The sequence below is a fragment of the Xanthomonas sp. WHRI 7065 genome (assembly GCF_040203115.2).
GTDB lineage: Bacteria > Pseudomonadota > Gammaproteobacteria > Xanthomonadales > Xanthomonadaceae > Xanthomonas > Xanthomonas arboricola.
In genome coordinates, this window is the sequence record NZ_CP168194.1 from 512,860 (window position 1) to 532,540 (window position 19,681).

Sequence of the window (19,681 nt, forward strand, 5' to 3'; positions counted from 1 at the left end):
TCACGCATATTTTATTTGCACGGGGTGTAGATTCATCTCAAGGACAACGTGGAGTACGCGCGTTGGCCCCGCTCCTCATTCGTAGCAGGTCGTCTGGCTGAATCGGCAGATGATGGTTGTCGCTTCGCTGTTTTCCGTCTCCACCCACTTTACGACGGACGTTTAGATGGTTGCCATGATGCCGCTTCACGCTACTACCGCACGCTTCGAGCGCAGCACGATGCTCCCCACTCTGAAGAAGAGCGGGCGACCGCGTGATGCACGTGGCCGCTTCATTCGCCATCACGAGCGTCTGCCGGTGTCGCCGGCCGATACCCGCGGCGCCTTGTTCGTGGTGTCGGAGATGGCGGATTTCATCAAGGCGGGCGGTCTGGGCGATGTTGCTGCGGCGCTGCCACGCGCGCTGCGCCATCGCTACGACGTCCGTGTGCTGATCCCCGGTTATCGCGCGGTGCTGGCGCGGGCGGGCAAGGTGGAGATCGTCGGCCGGGTGCTGGCGCATGCCGCACTGCCGGCCTGCGACATCGGTCGCATCGTGCAATCGGACGGCCTGCCGATCTACATCCTGCTGTCCAAGGAATTGTTCGAACGTGACGGCTCGCCCTATGTGAGCACCAGCGGCTCGGAGTTCGAAGACAACGCGATCCGCTTTGCCACCTTGTCGCATGCCGCCGCGCAGATCGCCGCCGGCCATGCCGGGCTGGGCTGGAAGCCGCGCCTGCTGCACCTCAACGACTGGCCGTGCGCACTGGCGGCCGCCTATGTGCGCTGGTCCGGCGGCACCACGCCGTGCCTGTTGACCATCCATAACCTGGCCTACCAGGGCCTGGTGCCGTATTCGATGGCCGCTGCGCTGGGTATCCCGGCCGAGCGTGTGGCCGAGCTGGAGTTCTACGGGCAGATGTCATTCCTGCGCGGCGGCATCGTGCATGCCGACCACGTCAACACGGTCAGCGTCAGCTATGCCCAGCAGATCACCGGCCCGGCGCAGGGCTGTGGCCTGGACCGCCTGCTGGCCGGCCGCGCCGCCAAGGGCGCGCTGACCGGCATCGTCAACGGCATCGACGCCAGCTGGGACCCGCGTACCGACGAATATCTGGACACGCACTTCAGCGTCAATCAGTGGCAGGGCCGTCAGGCCAACGCCGCGCAGGTGCGCAAGGCCTTCGGGCTGCGCGAGAGCACCGGCCCGCTGTTTGCGGTGGTGTCGCGGCTGGTGCATCAAAAGGGCCTGGACCTGATCTGCGAGGTCGCCCCGCAGATCGTGGCGGCCGGCGGCCAGATCGCGGTGATCGGCGGTGGCGAGCCGGAGATCGAGCAACAGGTCGCCGAGCTGACCCGGCGCTATCCGGGCCAGGTGGGCGCCTTCATCGGCTTCGAGGAAGGCCTGGCGCGGCGCATGTTCGCCGGCGCCGACTTCTTGCTGATGCCGTCGCGCTTCGAGCCGTGCGGCTTGAGCCAGATGTATGCACAACGCTTTGGCTGCCTGCCGATCGCACACGCCACCGGTGGTCTGATCGACACTGTGGATGACGGCGTCACCGGCTTTTTGTTCCAGCACGCCAGTGTCGAGGCCTTGCGCCGCTGCCTGGAGCGCGCATTCCGCACCTTCCGCCTGCCCAGCCTGCTGTCGGCAATGCGCCGCGCGGCGATGCTGCGTCCCAGTGGTTGGGATGTGGCGGGTAAGAAATACCTCTCGCTGTACGAACGCACCGCCGCAACCGCTCCCGCGCTTGCGACGGTGTCATGAGCGAACGGCTGGGCGTGCAGGGGCAGGAAACGGAAGCGACGGCGGTGACCATGGATGGGATGGCGGATCTGGTGCAGAGCGTGCAGGCGCTGGCCGATGGCCTGCCTGCCGATGCATTCGCGGTATTGGGCCCGCATTCCCAGGCAGACGGCCGCCGGCTGGTACGCGTGCTGGCGCCCGGTGCCGAGGCGATGGGCCTGATCGATCCACGCGGCAAGTTGCTGGCGCGCATGCAGGCCGGCACGGTCGATGGCGTGTTCGAGGGCACGCTGGCGGTCGAAGGCCCGTATCGGCTGCGCATCGTCTGGCCGGACGTGGTGCAGGAGATCGAAGACCCCTACGCCTTTGCCGCCACGCTGGACGAATCCACTCTGCTGCAGATCGCTGCCGGCGACGGCCAGGCATTGCGTCGTGCCCTGGGTGCCCAGCACCTGCACTGCGACGACGTGCCCGGGGTGCGCTTTGCGGTGTGGGCGCCGCATGCGCAACGCGTGGCAGTGGTGGGCGATTTCAATGGCTGGGACGTGCGCCGGCACCCGATGCGCCCGCGCATCGGCGGGTTCTGGGAGCTGTTCCTGCCGCGTGTGGAAGCCGGCACGCGTTACAAGTACGCCGTCACCGCTGCCGATGGCCGCGTGCTGCTCAAGGCTGACCCGGTGGCGCGCCAGAGCGAATTGCCGCCAGCCACCGCCTCGGTTGTGCCAGGCGCGGCAGCGTTTGCCTGGACCGACGCCGCCTGGATGGCGGCGCGCGATGCCAGTGCCGCGCCGGCGCCGCTGTCGATCTATGAGGTGCATGCCGCGTCCTGGCGGCGCGATGGGCACAACCAGCCGCTGGACTGGCCAGGGCTGGCCGCACAACTGATCCCCTATGTGCAGCAGCTCGGCTTTACTCATATCGAGTTGCTGCCGATCACCGAGCATCCGTTCGGCGGCTCTTGGGGCTATCAACCGCTGGGGCTGTATGCACCGACCGCGCGCCACGGCAGCCCGGATGGTTTTGCCCAGTTCGTCGATGCCTGTCATCGCGCCGGCATCGGCGTGATCCTGGACTGGGTCAGCGCACACTTTCCCGATGATGCACACGGCCTGGCGCAGTTCGACGGCGCCGCGGTGTACGAGCATGCCGACCCGCGCGAAGGCATGCATCGCGACTGGAACACGCTGATCTACAACTACGGCCGGCCCGAAGTGACCGCCTACCTGCTCGGCAGCGCGCTGGAGTGGATCGACCACTACCACCTCGACGGCCTGCGCGTGGATGCAGTGGCCTCGATGCTGTATCGCGACTATGGCCGTGCCGAAGGCGAGTGGGTGCCCAACGCGCATGGCGGCCGCGAGAATCTGGAAGCGGTCGCCTTCCTGCGCCAGCTCAACAGCGAGATCGCCACGCGCTTTCCCGGTGTGCTGAGCATCGCCGAAGAGTCCACCGCCTGGCCGGGCGTGACCGCGCCGATCAGCGAGGGCGGACTGGGCTTCACCCACAAATGGAACATGGGCTGGATGCACGACACGCTGAGCTATATGCAGCGCGATCCGGCCGAGCGCGCGCAGCACCACAGCCAGCTCACCTTCGGCCTGGTGTACGCGTTCTCCGAGCGTTTCGTGCTGCCGATCTCGCACGACGAAGTGGTGCATGGCACTGGTGGCCTGCTCGGCCAAATGCCCGGCGATGACTGGCGGCGCTTTGCCAACCTGCGCGCCTACCTGGCGCTGATGTGGGCGCATCCGGGCGACAAGCTGCTGTTCATGGGCGCCGAATTCGGCCAGTGGAACGACTGGAATCACGATCAATCGCTGGACTGGCATCTGCTCGACGGCGCGCCGCATCGCGGCGTGCAGCAACTGGTCGGCGATCTCAACGCCACCTTGCGTCGCGTGCCGGCGTTGTACCGCGGCACGCATCGTGCCGACGGTTTCGACTGGAGCGTGGCCGACGATGCGCGCAATAGCGTACTGGCGTTCATCCGCCACGATCCCGATGGCGGCGCACCCTTGCTGGCGGTGAGCAACCTCACCCCGCAACCGCACCACGACTATCGCGTTGGCGTGCCGCGTGCCGGCGGCTGGCGCGAAATCCTCAACACCGACAGTGCCCATTACGGTGGCAGCAACCTCGGCAATAGCGGTCGCCTGGCGACCGAGCCGATGGGCATGCACGGGCACGCACAACGCCTGCGCCTGACCCTACCGCCGCTGGCCACGATCTATCTGCAAGCGGAGAAATAAGAATGAACGAGCGCAACGACACCACGCCGGCATGGGGTGCATGGCCAGCGGGTGAGGGACAGGTGCGCTTCGCGCTCTGGGCACCGGACGCCAAAAGCGTGGAAGTGGTCTTCGACGACGGCGCACGCGTCGCGTTGCAGGCCGCGCAGGATGGCTTCTTCAGCGCGGTGATCGAATGCGCGGCGGATGCGCGCTATCGCTACAGCGTCGATGGCGGCGAACCGGTGCCGGATCCGGCCTCGCGCTGGCAGCCCGAGGGCGTGCACGGCCCCAGCGCCGTGCAGCACAGCGATGGCTACGCCTGGCAGAACACCCAGTGGCAGGGACGGCCGTGGGACGAGGCGGTGATCTACGAACTGCATGTCGGCACCTGCGGCGGCTATGCCGGTGTGCAGGCGCAACTGCCGCAGCTGGCGGCGATGGGCATCACCGCGATCGAGCTGATGCCGCTGAGCGCATTTCCGGGCGCGCACAACTGGGGCTATGACGGCGTGCTGCCGTACGCGCCGGTGGAAGCCTATGGCACGCCGGACCAATTGAAGGCGCTGATCGACGCCGCGCACGGACACGGCCTGATGGTGTTGCTGGACGTGGTCTACAACCACTTCGGCCCGGACGGCAATTATCTGCACAGCTATGCCGCCCCGTTCTTCAACGAGGACAAGCCCACCCCGTGGGGCGCGGCGATCGATTTCCGCAAGCCGCAGGTGCAGCGTTACTTTCTCGACAATGCGCTGATGTGGCTGCACGAATACGGCTTCGACGGCCTGCGCCTGGATGCGGTGCATGCGATCACCCCGAACGCCTTCCTGGATACCTTGCGGCAGACCGTGCAGGCCAGCCTGCCGGCCGGCCGCCACGTGCATCTGGTGCTGGAAAACGAGGCCAACCAGGCGTCGCAGCTGCAACGCGGCTACACCGCGCAGTGGGACGACGATTTCCACAACGCCCTGCACGTGCTGCTGACCGGCGAAGAGGAAGGCTATTACGCCGCCTTCGCCGACAAGCCCACCGAACACCTCGCGCGCGTGCTCGGCGAAGGTTTCGCCTACCAGGGCGAGCCGGACCCGCGCGGGCATGTGCGCGGCGAGCCCAGCGGGGCGCTGCCGCCGCACAAGTTCGTGGTCTTTGCGCAGAATCACGACCAGATCGGCAACCGTGCGCGCGGCGAGCGGCTGAGCGTGCTGGTATCGCCGCAACGCCTGCGTGCTGCGCTGGCACTGACCACGCTGACGCCGATGATTCCGTTGTTCTTCATGGGCGAGCCGTGGGGCGCCACGCAGCCGTTCCTGTTCTTCACCGACTTCGGCCCGCCGCTGGACGATGCGGTGCGCGAAGGGCGCCGTCGCGAATTCGCGCATTTCGCCGCATTCGCCGACGAAGCGCAGCGCGCCACCATTCCCGATCCGAACAGCCACGACACCTTCGCCGCCTCGCGCTCGCCGATCGAAGACGCCGCGCAGGGCGAAGGCGTGCAGTGGACAGCCTGGTTCAAGGCGCTGCTGGGCGTGCGTCGCCAGTGGCTGGTACCGGGGCTTGCACAGGCGCGCGCGGTGGGCGCCAGCGTGCTGGCCGACGGTGCAGTGACCGCCAGCTGGGAGCTGCCCGACGGGCTGTGGCATATCGCCTTCAACGTCGGCGCCTCGGCGGTGCCGATGCCGCCGCTGCGCGGCCGCGTGGCGCATGTCGAAAACGTCGCTGCCGACGCGCAGCAGTTGCCGGTCGATGGCTTCATCGCCTGGCACGAGGCGCGCGCATGAGTACCCGTGATCTGAGCAGAAGCGATTTGCATGCGCTGGTCGGCGCGGCCGGGGTGATGGTGGACTGGGTGGATGCAAGCGACCAACCACGCCAGGTGTCCGACCAATCGCTGCATGCGGTGCTCACCGCGCTGGAACTGCCTGCCGGCACCGCTGCGCAGCGCGCAGACAGCCTGCGTCGCTGCAAGGCGCACGCCACCGAGCCGGCGCCGCTGCTGACCGTGCAGGTGGCCGGGTTGCTGCCGGTGTCGGTCGCCGCCAATGCCAGCGGCCGTTGGCTGGACGACAGCGGCGCCAGCGAGCCGGCGCATGCCGATGCGCAGGGGCAGGTGCGTGCGCCGCAGCGTTTCGGCTACTGGACGCTGCAGATCGGCAGCCTGACCCAGCAGGTCGCGGTCGCCCCGCAACGCTGCTTCAGCGTGGCCGATGCCTGCGGCCTGCCGGCGCCGCGTGCCTGGGGCATGGCGCTGCAGGTGTATTCGGCACGCAGCATCGACGACGCCGGCATCGGCGACGCATCCGGCACGGTGGAATGGGTGCGGCATGCCGCACTGGCCGGTGCCGATGCCCTGGCCCTGAGCCCGGTGCATGCCGCGCGCCCGGTCACCGGCGGCTACAGCCCGTATTCGCCCAGCGACCGGCGTTTTCTCGATCCCCTGCATGCCGCACCGGTGCGCATATTGGGCGAGCTCGCACTGGAGGCGATCAACGAGGTGCCCGGCCTGCGCGAGCGCTTCGATACGCTGCACCACAGCGCTTTGATCGACTGGCCGGCCTCGGCGCAGGCCAAGTGGCAGCTGCTGCGCCATCTCTACACCCGCGTGCCCGCCGATCACCCCGATCTGGCTGCCTTCCGTAGCGAGGGCGGTGAGGCGCTGGAGGGCTTTGCACGGTTTGCCGCGCAGGATTTCGGCGACGGCGATCCGCAGCTGCACGTGTTCACGCAATGGCTGGCGGCGCGCAGCTGGTCCGATGCGCAACGCGAAGCGCACGAGCGCGGCATGAAGATCGGTTTGATCGCCGATCTGGCCGTGGGCTTCGATCCCAATGGCGCCGAAGCCGCAGCGGCCGCCGCCACCGTGCTGCGCGGCCTGGTGCTGGGCGCGCCGCCGGACGCCTTCAATGCCGACGGCCAGCACTGGGGCATCGGTGCGTATTCGCCCACCGCATTGCGGCGTAGCGGCTATGCGCCGTATATCGCGCTGCTGCGCGCAGTGCTGCGCGACCGTGGCGGCATCCGCATCGACCATATCCTGGGGTTGATGCGGCTGTGGGTGGTGCCGGAAGGCGCCAGCTCCAACGAAGGCGCGTATCTGGCCTATCCGCTGCACGATCTGCTCAACCTGCTCGCGCTGGAATCGTGGCGGCACCGGGCGATCGTGATCGGCGAAGACCTCGGCGTGGTGCCGCCGGGCATCCGCGAGGAACTGTCACGGCGCGGGGTGATGGGCATCGATGTGCTGATGTTCACCCGCGACGACGATGGCGCCTTCGTCTCGCCGGCGCTGTGGCGGCCGGATGCGGTGGCCACCACCACCACGCACGATCTGCCCACCCTGACCGGCTGGCGCGAAGGCCGCGATATCGACTGGCGACGCAAGCTGGAGCTGATCCAGCCCGCGCAGGCCAGCGATGACGCCACCGCGCGCAGCAAGGATCTGGCACGCCTGGATGCGGCGGTCGAACATGCCGGCCTCAGCGCGGCAGACGACCCGCTGCTGGGCGCGCTGCGCTTCACCGCCACCAGCGTGTCGCCCCTGGCCTTGCTGCCGGTGGAGGACGCGCTGGCGCTGCAAGAACAACCCAATCTGCCGGGCACCGTCGAGGTCCATCCCAACTGGCGTCGACGCCTGCCCGATCCCTTGCCGCATGCGCACCTGAGTACGGCGCTGCAGGGCTTTGCCGAGGCGCGTCGCGTCGCGGCTGTTTCGGAACCGCATCCATGATCGAACTTCGCGCCACCGCCCGCCTGCAGCTGCATGTCGGCTTCACCCTGCACGATGCGCTCGCGCAGGTGCCGTATTACGCCGGCCTCGGCATCAGCCATCTGTACCTGTCGCCGATCGGCACTGCGGTGCCGGGCTCGACCCACGGCTACGACAATATCGACCCGACCGTGGTCAATCCCGAACTCGGCGGCGAAGACGCGCTGATCGCCCTGTCGCAGGCCGCGCGCGAGCACGGCATGGGCCTGATCGCCGACATCGTGCCCAACCACATGGCCACGCATGCGGACAACGCATGGTGGTGGGATGTGCTGCGCAACGGCCGCAGCGCCAAGCATGCCGACTGGTTCGACATCGACTGGCGCGCGCCCGGGCGCGACGGCAAGTTGTGGCTGGCGGTGCTGGACCGCCCGTATGCCACCGCACTGGCCGAAGGCCTGATCACGCTGGTGGTCGAGGACGACGGCAGCGCCGCACTGGCGCATTACGACCAGCGTTACCCGATCCGCCCGCAGACGCTGGAAGTGCCGGAAAGGGCCGCCCGCGCGCAATGGCTGCGCGACTACAACGACGGCGCCAAGCGCGGCGATGGCCGTCTGCACAAGCTGATCGAGCGCCAGCCGTACCGCCTGAACTGGTGGCGCGTGGGTAACGACATGCTCAACTACCGTCGTTTCTTCGATATCACCTCGTTGGTGGCACTGCGCGTGGAGCTGCCGGCGGTGTTCGACGCGGTGCATGCGCTGCCGCTGCGGCTGGTGGCCGAAGGCCATCTGGATGGCTTGCGCATCGACCATGTGGACGGGCTCACCGACCCCACCGGCTATGTGCGCAAGCTGCGCAGCCGGCTGGATGCGGCCGGCCGCACGCGTGGCCTCAAGCCGGGCACGCTGGGGTTGTATCTGGAAAAGATCCTGGCGCCCGGCGAAGCCTTGCCGGCCGACTGGCCCTGCGATGGCACCACCGGCTACGACTTCATGGACCAGGTCGGCGGCGTGCTGCATGACCCGGCCGGCTTCAAGCCATTGGCGCGTGCCTGGCAAAAGGTGAGCGGGCGCAGTGGCGACTTCGCACAGGAAGAGCGCAGCGCACGCGACGAGATCCTGCGCGGCCCGTTGCAGACCGAATTCAATCGCGCCGTCGGTGCGTTGTCGGCACTGGCGCGACTGGACCCGCCCACGCGCGAGTTCAGCCCGCAGATGCTGGCGCGCGGCCTGTGCGTGTTGCTGCGCTGGTTCCCGGTGTACCGCACCTACGCCGGTGCCAAGGGCGTGACCGGCAGCGAAGCCGAGCGCCTGCGCGCCACCGCCGCGCGTGCGCGCGAGGGCATGCCGGAGTCGATCGTTGCGGCCGTCGACGCGATCGAGCGCTGGCTGCTCGACGATGCCGGCGCCGATCGCGCGCAGGTCGCCTTGCGGCGCATCCTGCGTCGTCGCGTGGAGCAGTTGTCCGCACCGCTCAATGCCAAGTCGGTGGAAGACACCGCGTTCTACCGGCATGGCGTGCTGCTGTCGCGCAACGAGGTCGGCAGCCATCCGACCCACTTCGCCAACGACGCGACCGAGTTCCACGCGCAGAATCTCGAACGCGCCAGGCATTTCCCGCGTGCGTTGCTGGCCACCGCCACGCACGACCACAAGCGCGGCGAAGACCTGCGCATGCGGCTGGCGGTGCTTTCCGAGCAACCGCGCTGGTGGATCGAGCAGAGCAGCCAGTTCGATGCCCTGACCGAGACGCTGGACTCGCCGGCCTTGGCCGGTGGCGACCAGCAGATGCTCTGGCAGACCCTGGTGGCCGCCTGGCCGATCGGACTGGGCGCCGACCAGACCGAGCCACTGGCCGAGTACGCCGAGCGCATTGCGCAGTGGCTGCTCAAGGCGGTGCGCGAAGCCAAGCTGCACACCAGCTGGACCGATGGCTCGCCGGCCTACGAACAGGCCGTGCAGGCCACCGTGGAGCAGGTGCTGTGCAGCCGCGCCGGGTTGCCGCTGCGGCGGGCGCTGCTGCGCGCCAGCAACCACATCGCCGCCGCCGGTGCGCGCAACGCGCTGGTGCAGACCACGTTGCGTCTGACCGTGCCGGGCGTGCCCGACCTGTACCAGGGCACCGAAGGCTGGGATCTGTCGTTGGTGGACCCGGACAACCGCCGCCCGGTCGACTACGCGCAGCGCCAGCAGTGGCTGCAGCAGGCGCGCGACTGGAACACGCTGCTGCGCAGCTGGCGCGATGGCGCAGTCAAGGCACGTCTCACCGCACTGCTGTTGCAGCTGCGTGCCGACCATCCGTCGCTGTTTGCGAAGGGCGATTATCAGCCCTTGACCGTGGCGGTCAGCGGCGATGCGCAGGTGCTGGCGTTCCGCCGCCAGTACCGCGGCCAGTCGCTGGTGGTGGCAGTCACGCGGCTGGGTGCCGGCAACCAGGGCGATGGCGATCTGCCGCTGCTGGTGCCGCCGGCCAACTGGGGTCAGGCGTCGTTGGCATTGCCGCACGCCACGTATCGTAATGTGCTCGATGGCAGCACGCTGCAGCCGCAAGGCGGCCGCGTGGCGATATCCACGCTGTTTGCACGTGCGCCAGTGGCAGTGTTGTTGACCCCCTAAGAGAACGTAAGCAATGAACGACACGGAACGGCAAGCGCGGCTTCGCCAGTTGGCACAGGAGATCTGGGAGGCCGAAGGCCGCCCGGACGGCCACGCAGATCGGCATTGGGCCATGGCCGAGCGGCTGGTGGATGCCGAAGAGCGCGCCGCCGAACAGGCCGGCCCGCCGGTGACTGCACGCCAGTAACGGTGCCTCTGTCACCTTGCATGGTTCACCCTGCAGGCTGTGCCGTGCCAGGGTGAGCGTGCCCGGGCACACAGGCACCCGCATTCGCTCAGCGTTTTGAGTTCACCGTTCTCAGGAGTTACCGATGGCCACCCGCAAGTTCACTCAGCGCTCGCGCATTCGCGAAGGCCGTCCCAATCCGCTCGGCGCCACCTGGGATGGCCTGGGGGTCAACTTCGCGCTGTACTCGCGCAACGCCACCCGGGTGGAACTGTGCCTGTTCGACGAGCGTGGCCGCGAGCAGGAGCGCCTGGCGCTGCCCGAATACACCGACGAGGTCTGGCACGGCTATCTGCCCGACGCACGCCCCGGCCAGCTGTACGGCTACCGCGTGCACGGACCTTATGCGCCCGAGGCCGGGCACCGCTTCAACCACAATAAGCTGTTGCTGGACCCGTATGCCAAGCAGATCGTCGGCGAGCTCAAATGGGCGCCGCATCTGTTCGGCTATACCATCGGGCACCGCGACAAGGATCTGAGCTTCGACCGTCGCGACAGCGCCGCGTTCATGCCCAAATCCGCGGTGATCGACCCGGCTTTCACCTGGGGCCAGGACCGCCCGCCGCAGACGCCGTGGAACCGCACGGTGATCTACGAAGCGCACGTGCGCGGGCTGAGCATGCTGCATCCGGCAGTGCCGCCGGAAAACCGCGGCACCTTCTCGGCCCTCAAGACCGACGAGCTGATCGACCACATCAGCTCGCTCGGCGTCACCGCGGTGGAACTGCTCCCGGTCCACGCCTTCGTCGACGACCAGTACCTGCTGGAAAAAGGTCTGCGCAATTACTGGGGCTACAACACGCTGGGGTTCTTCGCACCGCAGGCGCGCTACATGTCCACGCGCACCGTGGCCGAGTTCAAGCAGATGGTGGCGCGCCTGCATCACGCCGGGCTGGAAGTGCTGCTGGACGTGGTCTACAACCACACCGCCGAAGGCAACGAGCTGGGGCCGACGCTGTCGTTCAAGGGCATCGACAATGCCAGCTACTACCGCCTGGCCGACGATCGCCGCTTCTACATCAACGACACCGGCACCGGCAACACCTTCGACCTGACCAACGTCGGCGCGTTGCGCATGGTGATGGACTCGCTGCGCTACTGGGTGCAGGAAATGCACGTCGATGGCTTCCGCTTCGACCTGGCCAGCATCCTCGGCCGCGAGCGCTATGGCTTCGATCCGTCGGGCAGCTTTCTCGATGCGGTGCGCCAGGATCCGGTACTGAGCCAGACCAAGCTGATCGCCGAGCCGTGGGATATCGGCCCGGGCGGTTACCAGGTCGGCAACTTCCCGCCGGGCTGGGTGGAATGGAACGACAAGTTCCGCGACAACGTGCGCGCGTTCTGGCGTGGCGACGGTGGTCAGCTAGCCGAACTGGCCACGCGCCTGACCGGCTCGGCCGATCTGTTCAACCATAGTGGCCGCCGCCCCACCGCGTCGGTCAACTTCGTCACCGCGCATGACGGCTTCACCCTGCGCGATCTGGTCAGCTACGAAGGCAAGCACAACTTTGCCAACGGCGAAGAGGGCAGGGACGGCAGCGACCACAATATCTCGGCCAATTACGGTGTCGAAGGCGACACCAACGACCCGGGCATCAAGCAGCTGCGCCGCCAACAGATGCGCAACCTGCTGGCCACGTTGTTGCTGTCGCAGGGCACGCCGATGCTGCTGGCCGGTGACGAGTTCGGCCACAGCCAGAACGGCAACAACAACGCGTATTGCCAGGACAACGAACTGACCTGGATCGACTGGACTGCTGCCACCAAGGCCGCCGCCGCCGATCAGGCTGCGTTCGTGCGTCGCCTGATCCGCATCCGCCAGCGTTACCCGCTGCTGCATCGCGCCCGCTTCTTCGACGGCAAGTTCGACGAAGCGCTGGGCCTGAAGGATCTCACCTGGCTGGCACCGGACGGTCACGAGATGGACGAAGCCGGCTGGCACGACCCGGAAGCACGCGCGCTGATGCTGCGCCTGGATGGCCGCTCGCCGACCACCGGTTTGCGCGAGATCGCCGCCAACGTGACCTTGCTGATGCTGATCAATGCCGCCTCCACCAGCGTGTCGTTCACGCTGCCGGCGATGCACGACGAACATTGGCGCGTACTGGTCGACACCGCACGCCATGGCGGCCGCGTGGTGGCCGGCGGCAGCGAATGGAAGGCGCCGGCGCACTCGCTGACCTTGCTGGCAGTGGAGCGCGATCGTATCGCCAGCAGCGCACGTATCGTCTCCGAGGGCGCACGCTGATGGCAGGGGCGGTTTGATGGATGTGCTGCTGGCAGGGGCCACCGGGCTGGTCGGTGGACATGTTTTGCAACAACTGCTGGCCGATGCGCGCTGTACCGGCGTAGTGGCGATCACGCGCCGGCCGCTGTCGCAGATCCATCCCAAACTGCGCAACCAGGTCATCGATTTCGAGCGCCTGGAGCACTGGACCGCACCGCGCATGGAAGCGGCCATCTGCGCCCTGGGCAGCACGATGAAACAGGCCGGCTCGCGCGAGGCGTTCTATCGCATCGACCACGACTATCCGATGGCGCTGGCACGCGCCGCCTGCGCGCAGGGCACCTCGGTGTTCGTGCTGAATTCGGCGGCCGGTGCCGATGCGCAGTCGCGCATCTTCTACAACCGCGTCAAGGGCGAACTGGAACGCGACCTGCGCGCGGTCGGCTTCCCCTCGCTCACCTTCGTGCGCCCGGGCCTGATCGGCGGCGAACGCGAGCAGCGGCGTACCGGCGAACACATCGGCAGCCTCGTGCTGGGTGCGCTCGGCCCGCTGCTACCACGCCGCTTCCGCATCAATCCAGCCGAACGCATCGCCGCCGCCATGGTGAGTGCCGCGCTAGCGCCGGCGCGTGGGGAGCACAGCGTCGAGGCTGCGGAGTTGGTTGGCTAACGCTGCCTCGTCGCCTCGTCGCGAGGCAGCCGGACAGCGGCAAGAAGCCGCCGTATCGTAGGAGCGTGCCTGCGCGCGACGAGGCATTACCGGTAAAGCCTCGTCGCGCGCGGGCACGCTCCTACAGGTTCGCGCACAGCGGATTGGCATCTCCGCCAGCACAAGTACCGTGCTCACACCCCCAACGACTGCCCGCCATCCACCGCCAGTACCTGCCCGGTGATCCAGCGCGCCTGTGGCGATGCAAGGAACAACGCCGCATCGGCGATATGCTGCACGTGACCGAATCCCCCGAACGGGATGCTGTCGCGGATGCGTGCATACAGCTCCGGTTCTTCATCGCGACGCCGCGCCCATAGCCCGTCGGGGAATTCGATCGAGCCCGGTGCGATCGCGTTGACGCGGATGCGCTCGCGGGCGAGTTCGGCGGCCAGCGTGGTGGTGTAGTAATTCAGCGCCGCTTTGGCGGTGGAGTAGGCGATCGCACGCGGCGTGGGACGTTGCGCATTGATCGAGCTGATATTGAGGATCACTGCCGCATCGCTGTTGCGCAGGTACGGCAGCGCGGCGCGATTGCAGCGTACTGCGGCCATCAGATCCACGTCCAGGCCGGCCTGCCAGCTTGCATCGTCGTTGCCATGCCCGTAGCCGGAGGCGTTGTTGATCACCACGTCCAGCCCATCCAGCGCCTGCGCTGCGGCCTCCACATACGCCTCGATTTGCGCAGCATCCGACAGGTCGCAGGCGAAGGTATGTACCGGCGTGCCATACGGCGCCAAGGCGTGTGCGGCCTGTGCCAGGCCATCGGCATTGCGTGCGCATAGCGAGACCTGCGCGCCGTTGCGGACGAACGCTTCGGCAATCGCCAGGCCGATGCCACGGCTGCCGCCGGCGATCAGCACGCGTTGATTGCGCGGCGAGATTTGCGTGGGTGCTGTGGAAATGGACATGGCGGACACTCGATCGGAAACCGACATTATCGAGCAGCCCGGTCATGACGCGGTGCTCGGTGCCGTTGCAGTGTTGAACACATCATCGCAATGTCTGCTCTCCGTTCTACTACTTCCACCGCTCCTGCCAACGACGTGCCGGCCACCGCGTAGCGGGCTGGCGATCTATTGCGCTCATCCCCAAGCGCGCGGTCCCCACGCCCCGAGCGATTGCTCGCTACGTTTTGTCAGCCACCCCAAATCGCGGTGCGCAGCGCTGCGCTGCGAGCCAGGTTGGGGGCCATGCACCGGCACCTGGCTGCGGTCGCGTGCGCTGTCATCTTTGTGCAATGCCGTCCGCACGCCGCTTGCAACGCAAGCCTCATCACCAAGCATGATCAGCTCATGCGTTTTCGATTGCTCGCCGCTAACCATTTGTTTACACGTTTGCGCCGCGCTGCGGGCACAACGTGCGGGTCATTCAGTGGGAGTTGCACATGGAAACCCATATCACCGTCATCGGTGCCGGCTTCTGCGGCACCGCGCTGGTCCGTGCACTGGCGCAGACGGCCGATGCGCAGGTGCGCATCACCCTGGTCGGCGTGACCGAGACCTTCGGCAGCGGCATCGCCTATGGTGCCGCCCGGCCGGAGCACCTGCTCAACGTACGCGCCAAGGACCTGGGCATTGACGCGCAGGCGCCAGGCGCATTCGCCGATACCCTGCATCTGGGCGACAGCGGGCGACTGGAATTCCTGCCGCGCCTTGCCTATGGCGATTATCTGCGCAGCGAGCTGGATACCGCGGTCAGTGGCGCGCAGGCGTCGATCGTGCGGCTGTCGCAGGAAGCGGTGGCAGTGGAGCGTGCGCGCAAGGGCTTTCGCGTGTTCCTGGCCAATGGCGATGCCTTCCACAGCGATCGGGTGGTGCTGGCGGTGGGCGCACTGCAGCCGCAGGCGTTGGCCGGGATCGGCCCGCGCCTGAGCGTGCATCCGCGCTACATCGGCTGGCCGTGGCAGGGCGATGCCCTGGCGCGCTTGTCGCCGGACGACGATGTGCTGATCGTCGGCACCGGGCTGACCATGGTGGACGTGGCATTGACCCTGCACACGCGCGGGCATCGCGGCCGCCTGCTGGCGATTTCGCGACGCGGCCTGGCGCCGCAGGCGCATCTGCGCCAGCCAGGCGCGGCGCTGGAGTTGCCGCCGCATCTGCAGCGCGCACTCAAGGACGCCGACCTGCGTGGCCTGCTGCGCGGTGTGCGTCAGCTCAGTGCGGTGGTCGACGACTGGCGACGCGTGGTGGATGCCTTGCGCCCGCACCTGCAACCGCTGTGGCAGCGGCTGGAGTTGCCGCAGCGTGCGCGTTTCCTGCGCCATCTGCGCCCGTATTGGGAGGTGGCGCGGCACCGGGTTGCGCCGGGCGCAGCGGAACAGCTGGCGCAATTGCAGCAATCGGGGCAACTGCAGATCGTCGCAGCGCGCCTGCTGCGTGCGCGTTGGGTGCCCGACGGCGTGGAGGCGGTGATTCGCCCGCGGGGATCGGCCGACGCGCAGACCGATCATTACGATGCGGTGATCCGCGCCACCGGGTTGGATACTGATATCGACCGCACCAGCGATCCGCTGATCGCCGGCATGCGCGAAGCGGGCCTGTTGCGTGCCGACCCGCTGGGCCTGGGCGTGGACACCGATGCACAACTGCGCGTGCGCGATGGCGCCGGGCAGATCGTGCCGGGGCTGTATTGCGTGGGCCCGCTGCTGCGCGGGCGCTATTGGGAAATCACCGCGGTGCCGGAGTTGCGCGTGGCCACGCGCGCCCTGGCAGAGCGTCTGTTGCTGGGCGCGATGCCGGCGTTACAGCCGGAGCCGGAGCCGGTACCGCGCGAGGTCAATGCGCGTTTGTAGTGGGTGGATTTGTGTTGCAGCTTCTTGATGGTTGTATCAAGTTGAAGCTTTGACGAGTGCGGGTTTGAGCCTTCTCTCATCGAGAGAGTGCCTCATCACCCCGCATCTTGAACCCTTCTCCCATCGGGAGAAGGTGACGCGCCAGCGCCGGATGAGGGTACGTGCGCAGCCCCGTGGGGTTGGGTGATGCCTCTTTGAAAAAGTTGCTTCCGGTCGACGCGTGCCAGTTGCAGCATCTTTGGGTGCGTGCATCAGACGCTTGAGTAATGCTCATCTGCCGTCTGCCGTCTGCCGTCTGCCGTCTGCCGTCTGCCGTCTGCCGACATTCCTTCGGATTTTTTCTGGCGATAGAAGTGCCCGATCACGCAACAAACAGCCTCTGCGCGCGCAGGCATAGACCGCACGGCGCAATCTCGCGCGGACTTCGCCAAACAGCGCAATCATGCCGCGTGATGCGTAGCGCAGTGCGCCGCTGCAGACAGGACTGGGTCATGTTGACGGCCCTGGGCTGATTACAGTCCAGGTCGCTTCCTTTCCCCATCCTGGAGTTCGCCATGCCCCGTCTTACTCCCGCTGCCTTGCTCGCCACGCTGTGCGCCTGCGCGCTGCCCGCCTGGGCCAGTGAATCGCTCAATACCCGTGCGGAAGTGCTCGCAGCCCTGGAATCCGGTTACGACGTCAGCCTGACCACCGATCTGGGCCGCTGCACACCCGAAGAAGGCACGCCGGTCACGCAGACCCGTGGCGGCCGCCATATCGATGCGTACCGCATCACCGAGGACGGCACGGCCGCGTTCTCCGGTTCGCACTTCACCGTGGCCAACGACGGCAAGCCGATCCAGCAGTTCATGCGCTACCAGCTGCGCCCGGATGGCAGCGTGCGTTTCACCACCTACATGTACGACCTGCCGGGTCTGCAGCAACGCGGGCCGGTGCTGGCGTATCAATGCACGATCAATCAAGGCATCCGCTTCCACGCCGATTGAGCGCGTTGCACCGAGATGACTGCGGTCTGCAGTAGCGCCACCGCGCGCACTGCAGCCTGCAGCCTGCAGCCGTCGTAACCGCTCCAACACCCGCGCGTCCTGCAACACACTTGACCGCCACTCACTCTCGAGGAAACCCGCATGCCGTCACATCCAGGTTTGTCACTCGTTGCCGCCGCGCTGTGCATCGTGGCGGTGCCCGCGTTCGCCACTGAATCGTTACGTAGCCAGGCCAGCTTGATCGCTGCGCTGGAGGCGGGACGCGCGGTGGCGGTGTCGGTGGATCTGTCGCGCTGCACGGCGGAGGCGGGCACCGCATCCAGCCAGAGCCGCGGCGGTGTGCGCATCGATGCGTACCGGTTGACCGCCGATGGCACGTTGGCGTTTTCCGATACCCAGTTCATTGCTGCCAGCAGCGACGGCAAGCCATTCCAGCAGTTCCAGCGCTATCAGGTGGGCGCGGACAATCGCGTGCGACTCACCACCTACATGTACGACCTGCCAAGCCTGCAGCAACGCGGGCCGTTGCTGGCGTATCAGTGCGCGATCGACCAAGGCATTCGCTTCCACGCGCATTGAAGCGCCGCTGCGTTGCGCGATGCCACCGCGCAGCGCGTGCAGACTGTTTCGCTGCGTCGCTTACCTGCGGCTGGCATCGCGTCAATGACGCGACAGCAGCAACATCGATGCGGTCTGGCCGGGTGCGTACGTTCGCGGCATGCAAGGCGACGCGCAGTCGTCATCCGCATCTACATCGTGCAACGCACATGGGGTTGTCACCGGGCAGATGCATAGGGTCGGCCTAGACCTCGGTGGGCAATGAGCGCCCACCGATGCGATGCAATCGCCGCAGCGGGCGATTGCCCGGTCGCAATCCTGTCCGTGTTGACGTCAGCGCGGTGACTGCTGCTGCAGCGCAACCGCGTCGGCGGCGCTGGATTGCCAGCCGCCACCCAGTGCCCTGAAAGTGGCCACTGCACTGCGCGCGGCATCCGTGCGCGCCTGCACCTGCGCATCGGATGCGCGCAGCAACTGCTCGTCGGCATTCAACACTTCGATCAGGCTGACCACGCCCTTTTCGTAGGCCAGCGCCGACGCGGTGCGCGCCTTGCCCAGTGCGTCCACGCCTTGCGCGAGCACGCTGGCTTGTTGCTCGCGTTTGACCAGTGCGGTGAATGCATTTTCGACGTCCTCGGTGGCGCGCAGGACCGCCAGGCGATACGCCGCCAGCTGCTCGGCTTCCTGGCCCTTGGCCTGGGCGATCTGCGCATTGATGCGGCCGAAGTCGAACAGCCGCCAGCGCAGGCCCAGCACGCCGGCCGACTGGCTGGCATCGCCGGTGAACAGGTTGGCGCCGGAGATCGCGGTGGCGCTGCCGAGCAGTCCGCTGAGCGAGAATTTGGGGTAATACTCGGCCATCGCCACGCCGATGCGTGCGTTCGACGCTGCCAGCCTGCGTTCGGCCGCGATCAGATCGGGGCGGCGGCGCAGCAGGTCGCCGGGCGTGCCCGTCTCGGCGATCCGTGGCGCAAGCGGAATCGGTTTGGTGGCGGCCAGTTCCGCGCGGTGCGTGCCAGGCGGCACACCCAGCATCACGTCCAGGGCGTTCATCGCCGCAACCAGGCCGCTTTCGATGCCGGGCACCGAGGCCTGCGCCTGTGCCAGCGCGCCTTGCGCCTGGTGCAGTTGCAACTCCGGCGCGAGCCCCCTGCCGTGCAGCAGCGTCACCATCGACAGCAGGCCCTGCTGGGTGGCGACCTGGCGCTGCGCCACCTCCAGCCGTGCCTGCAGGCCGCGGATGCTGATGTAGATATCGGCGGTCTGCGCCGCCACCGACAGGCGGGCGGCGCCGGCGCCGGCTTCGCTGGCCTGGTAGTCGGCCAGTGCGGCCTGGCGTCCGCGACGCAGGCCGCCGAACAGATCCAGCTCCCAGCTCGCGCCCAGGTTGGCTTCGTAGGTGCTGGCATAGCGGTCGAAGTTGGGCGTGCTGTTGAGCACCTGGCCGAGCGGCGTTTCCAGCGACTGGTAGGCGCGGGTCGCGTTGCCGCTGATGTTGCCTGAAGGCAGCAGCGCGGCAGTGGCGGCGGTCAGGCCGGCGCGGGCCTGGGTGACGCGCGCGGTGGCCTGGGCCAGGTCCAGGTTCTGCGCCAGTGCCTGGGTGACGTAGCGGCTCAGGTCCGCGTCGTCGAAGCCGGTCCACCAGGTCGAAAGCTCGGCCGGTCGCGCTGCCGGGCGCACTTCGACCGCCGCCTGGCCCGCGTAACGGTCTGGCAGGGGCGCTGCGGGGCGGGTGTAGGTCGGACCGACTGCGCAGCCCGTGGCAAGGCTGGCAACGACAAGCACGGCAACAGGACGGAACGGGGACATGGCAGACCGGGCAGGCAGGAGTGAGCTGTGACTATAATACGAAATGGTCACTTTTGTATGTGGGGCGTCGGGGCGCTAAGCTGGC

General features: G+C 67.5%; 13 protein-coding genes. 11 read left to right on the forward strand and 2 right to left on the reverse strand.

Translation table 11 applies throughout. The features are described 5' to 3' along the window. Nucleotides 1–166 precede the first annotated feature (166 nt). From glgA to ABQY64_RS02230, 8 genes are all read left to right on the forward strand, one after another. A complete protein-coding gene (gene glgA / locus ABQY64_RS02195; RefSeq protein ID WP_026064138.1) occupies nt 167–1,750 on the forward strand; it encodes a glycogen synthase GlgA in 1,584 nt (527 codons plus the stop codon). Continuing rightward, nucleotides 1,747–3,978 carry a 1,4-alpha-glucan branching enzyme gene (locus tag ABQY64_RS02200; RefSeq protein ID WP_115510283.1) on the forward strand — a complete coding sequence of 744 codons (2,232 nt, stop codon included), beginning with the start codon at nt 1,747–1,749 and terminating at the stop codon, nt 3,976–3,978. Before glgA ends, ABQY64_RS02200 begins: the two co-directional genes overlap by 4 nt. A 2-nt stretch (nt 3,979–3,980) precedes the next feature. After that, the gene (treZ, locus tag ABQY64_RS02205; protein ID WP_115510284.1) at nt 3,981–5,738 is read left to right on the forward strand and encodes a malto-oligosyltrehalose trehalohydrolase; all 1,758 of its coding nucleotides are present in this window, start codon (nt 3,981–3,983) and stop codon (nt 5,736–5,738) included. Continuing rightward, a complete protein-coding gene (locus tag ABQY64_RS02210; protein ID WP_349779806.1) occupies nt 5,735–7,684 on the forward strand; it encodes a 4-alpha-glucanotransferase in 1,950 nt (649 codons plus the stop codon). Before treZ ends, ABQY64_RS02210 begins: the two co-directional genes overlap by 4 nt. Then, on the forward strand, nt 7,681–10,284 hold the full coding sequence (gene treY / locus ABQY64_RS02215) for a malto-oligosyltrehalose synthase (RefSeq protein WP_349779805.1): 2,604 nt from the start codon (nt 7,681–7,683) through the stop codon (nt 10,282–10,284). Before ABQY64_RS02210 ends, treY begins: the two co-directional genes overlap by 4 nt. A 13-nt stretch (nt 10,285–10,297) precedes the next feature. Then, the gene (locus ABQY64_RS02220) at nt 10,298–10,471 is read left to right on the forward strand and encodes a DUF2934 domain-containing protein (protein WP_005993048.1); all 174 of its coding nucleotides are present in this window, start codon (nt 10,298–10,300) and stop codon (nt 10,469–10,471) included. A gap of 124 nt (nt 10,472–10,595) precedes the next feature. Next, complete coding sequence (glgX, locus tag ABQY64_RS02225; protein ID WP_054592630.1) at nt 10,596–12,758, forward strand: glycogen debranching protein GlgX; 2,163 nt, start codon at nt 10,596–10,598, stop codon at nt 12,756–12,758. Between the two features lie 16 nt (nt 12,759–12,774). After that, nucleotides 12,775–13,407 (forward strand): NAD(P)H-binding protein, encoded by a 633-nt coding sequence (locus tag ABQY64_RS02230; protein ID WP_039531437.1) that lies wholly within the window; start codon nt 12,775–12,777, stop codon nt 13,405–13,407. 173 nt (nt 13,408–13,580) lie between these two features. On the opposite strand, the gene ABQY64_RS02235 is transcribed toward ABQY64_RS02230, so the two are convergent. After that, nucleotides 13,581–14,357: an SDR family NAD(P)-dependent oxidoreductase gene (locus ABQY64_RS02235; protein ID WP_039531434.1), complete on the reverse strand. Its 777-nt coding sequence runs from the start codon at nt 14,355–14,357 to the stop codon at nt 13,581–13,583. Nucleotides 14,358–14,833: 476 nt separating this feature from the next. Between ABQY64_RS02235 and ABQY64_RS02240 the strand changes: the two genes are divergently transcribed. From ABQY64_RS02240 to ABQY64_RS02250, 3 genes are all read left to right on the forward strand, one after another. Further along, nucleotides 14,834–16,243: an FAD/NAD(P)-binding protein gene (locus tag ABQY64_RS02240; RefSeq protein WP_039517162.1), complete on the forward strand. Its 1,410-nt coding sequence runs from the start codon at nt 14,834–14,836 to the stop codon at nt 16,241–16,243. Between the two features lie 554 nt (nt 16,244–16,797). Then, nucleotides 16,798–17,229 (forward strand): VirK family protein, encoded by a 432-nt coding sequence (locus ABQY64_RS02245; protein WP_349779804.1) that lies wholly within the window; start codon nt 16,798–16,800, stop codon nt 17,227–17,229. A gap of 141 nt (nt 17,230–17,370) precedes the next feature. Beyond that, the gene (locus ABQY64_RS02250) at nt 17,371–17,808 is read left to right on the forward strand and encodes a VirK family protein (protein WP_349779803.1); all 438 of its coding nucleotides are present in this window, start codon (nt 17,371–17,373) and stop codon (nt 17,806–17,808) included. Between the two features lie 312 nt (nt 17,809–18,120). Here ABQY64_RS02250 and ABQY64_RS02255 read toward each other — a convergent pair whose 3' ends face one another. Then, the gene (locus tag ABQY64_RS02255; protein WP_349779802.1) at nt 18,121–19,596 is read right to left on the reverse strand and encodes a TolC family protein; all 1,476 of its coding nucleotides are present in this window, start codon (nt 19,594–19,596) and stop codon (nt 18,121–18,123) included. Nucleotides 19,597–19,681: the final 85 nt, after the last annotated feature.

Coding starts and splice junctions, on each gene's coding strand:
- ABQY64_RS02210 (WP_349779806.1), top strand. CDS start 5,735: ATGAGTACCCGTGATCTGAGCAGAAGCGATTTGCATGCGCTGGTCGGC.
- ABQY64_RS02255 (WP_349779802.1), bottom strand. CDS start 19,596: ATGTCCCCGTTCCGTCCTGTTGCCGTGCTTGTCGTTGCCAGCCTTGCC.
- treY (WP_349779805.1), top strand. CDS start 7,681: ATGATCGAACTTCGCGCCACCGCCCGCCTGCAGCTGCATGTCGGCTTC.
- ABQY64_RS02240 (WP_039517162.1), top strand. CDS start 14,834: ATGGAAACCCATATCACCGTCATCGGTGCCGGCTTCTGCGGCACCGCG.
- ABQY64_RS02230 (WP_039531437.1), top strand. CDS start 12,775: ATGGATGTGCTGCTGGCAGGGGCCACCGGGCTGGTCGGTGGACATGTT.
- ABQY64_RS02235 (WP_039531434.1), bottom strand. CDS start 14,357: ATGTCCATTTCCACAGCACCCACGCAAATCTCGCCGCGCAATCAACGC.
- ABQY64_RS02250 (WP_349779803.1), top strand. CDS start 17,371: ATGCCGTCACATCCAGGTTTGTCACTCGTTGCCGCCGCGCTGTGCATC.
- ABQY64_RS02200 (WP_115510283.1), top strand. CDS start 1,747: ATGAGCGAACGGCTGGGCGTGCAGGGGCAGGAAACGGAAGCGACGGCG.
- glgX (WP_054592630.1), top strand. CDS start 10,596: ATGGCCACCCGCAAGTTCACTCAGCGCTCGCGCATTCGCGAAGGCCGT.
- treZ (WP_115510284.1), top strand. CDS start 3,981: ATGAACGAGCGCAACGACACCACGCCGGCATGGGGTGCATGGCCAGCG.
- ABQY64_RS02220 (WP_005993048.1), top strand. CDS start 10,298: ATGAACGACACGGAACGGCAAGCGCGGCTTCGCCAGTTGGCACAGGAG.
- ABQY64_RS02245 (WP_349779804.1), top strand. CDS start 16,798: ATGCCCCGTCTTACTCCCGCTGCCTTGCTCGCCACGCTGTGCGCCTGC.
- glgA (WP_026064138.1), top strand. CDS start 167: ATGGTTGCCATGATGCCGCTTCACGCTACTACCGCACGCTTCGAGCGC.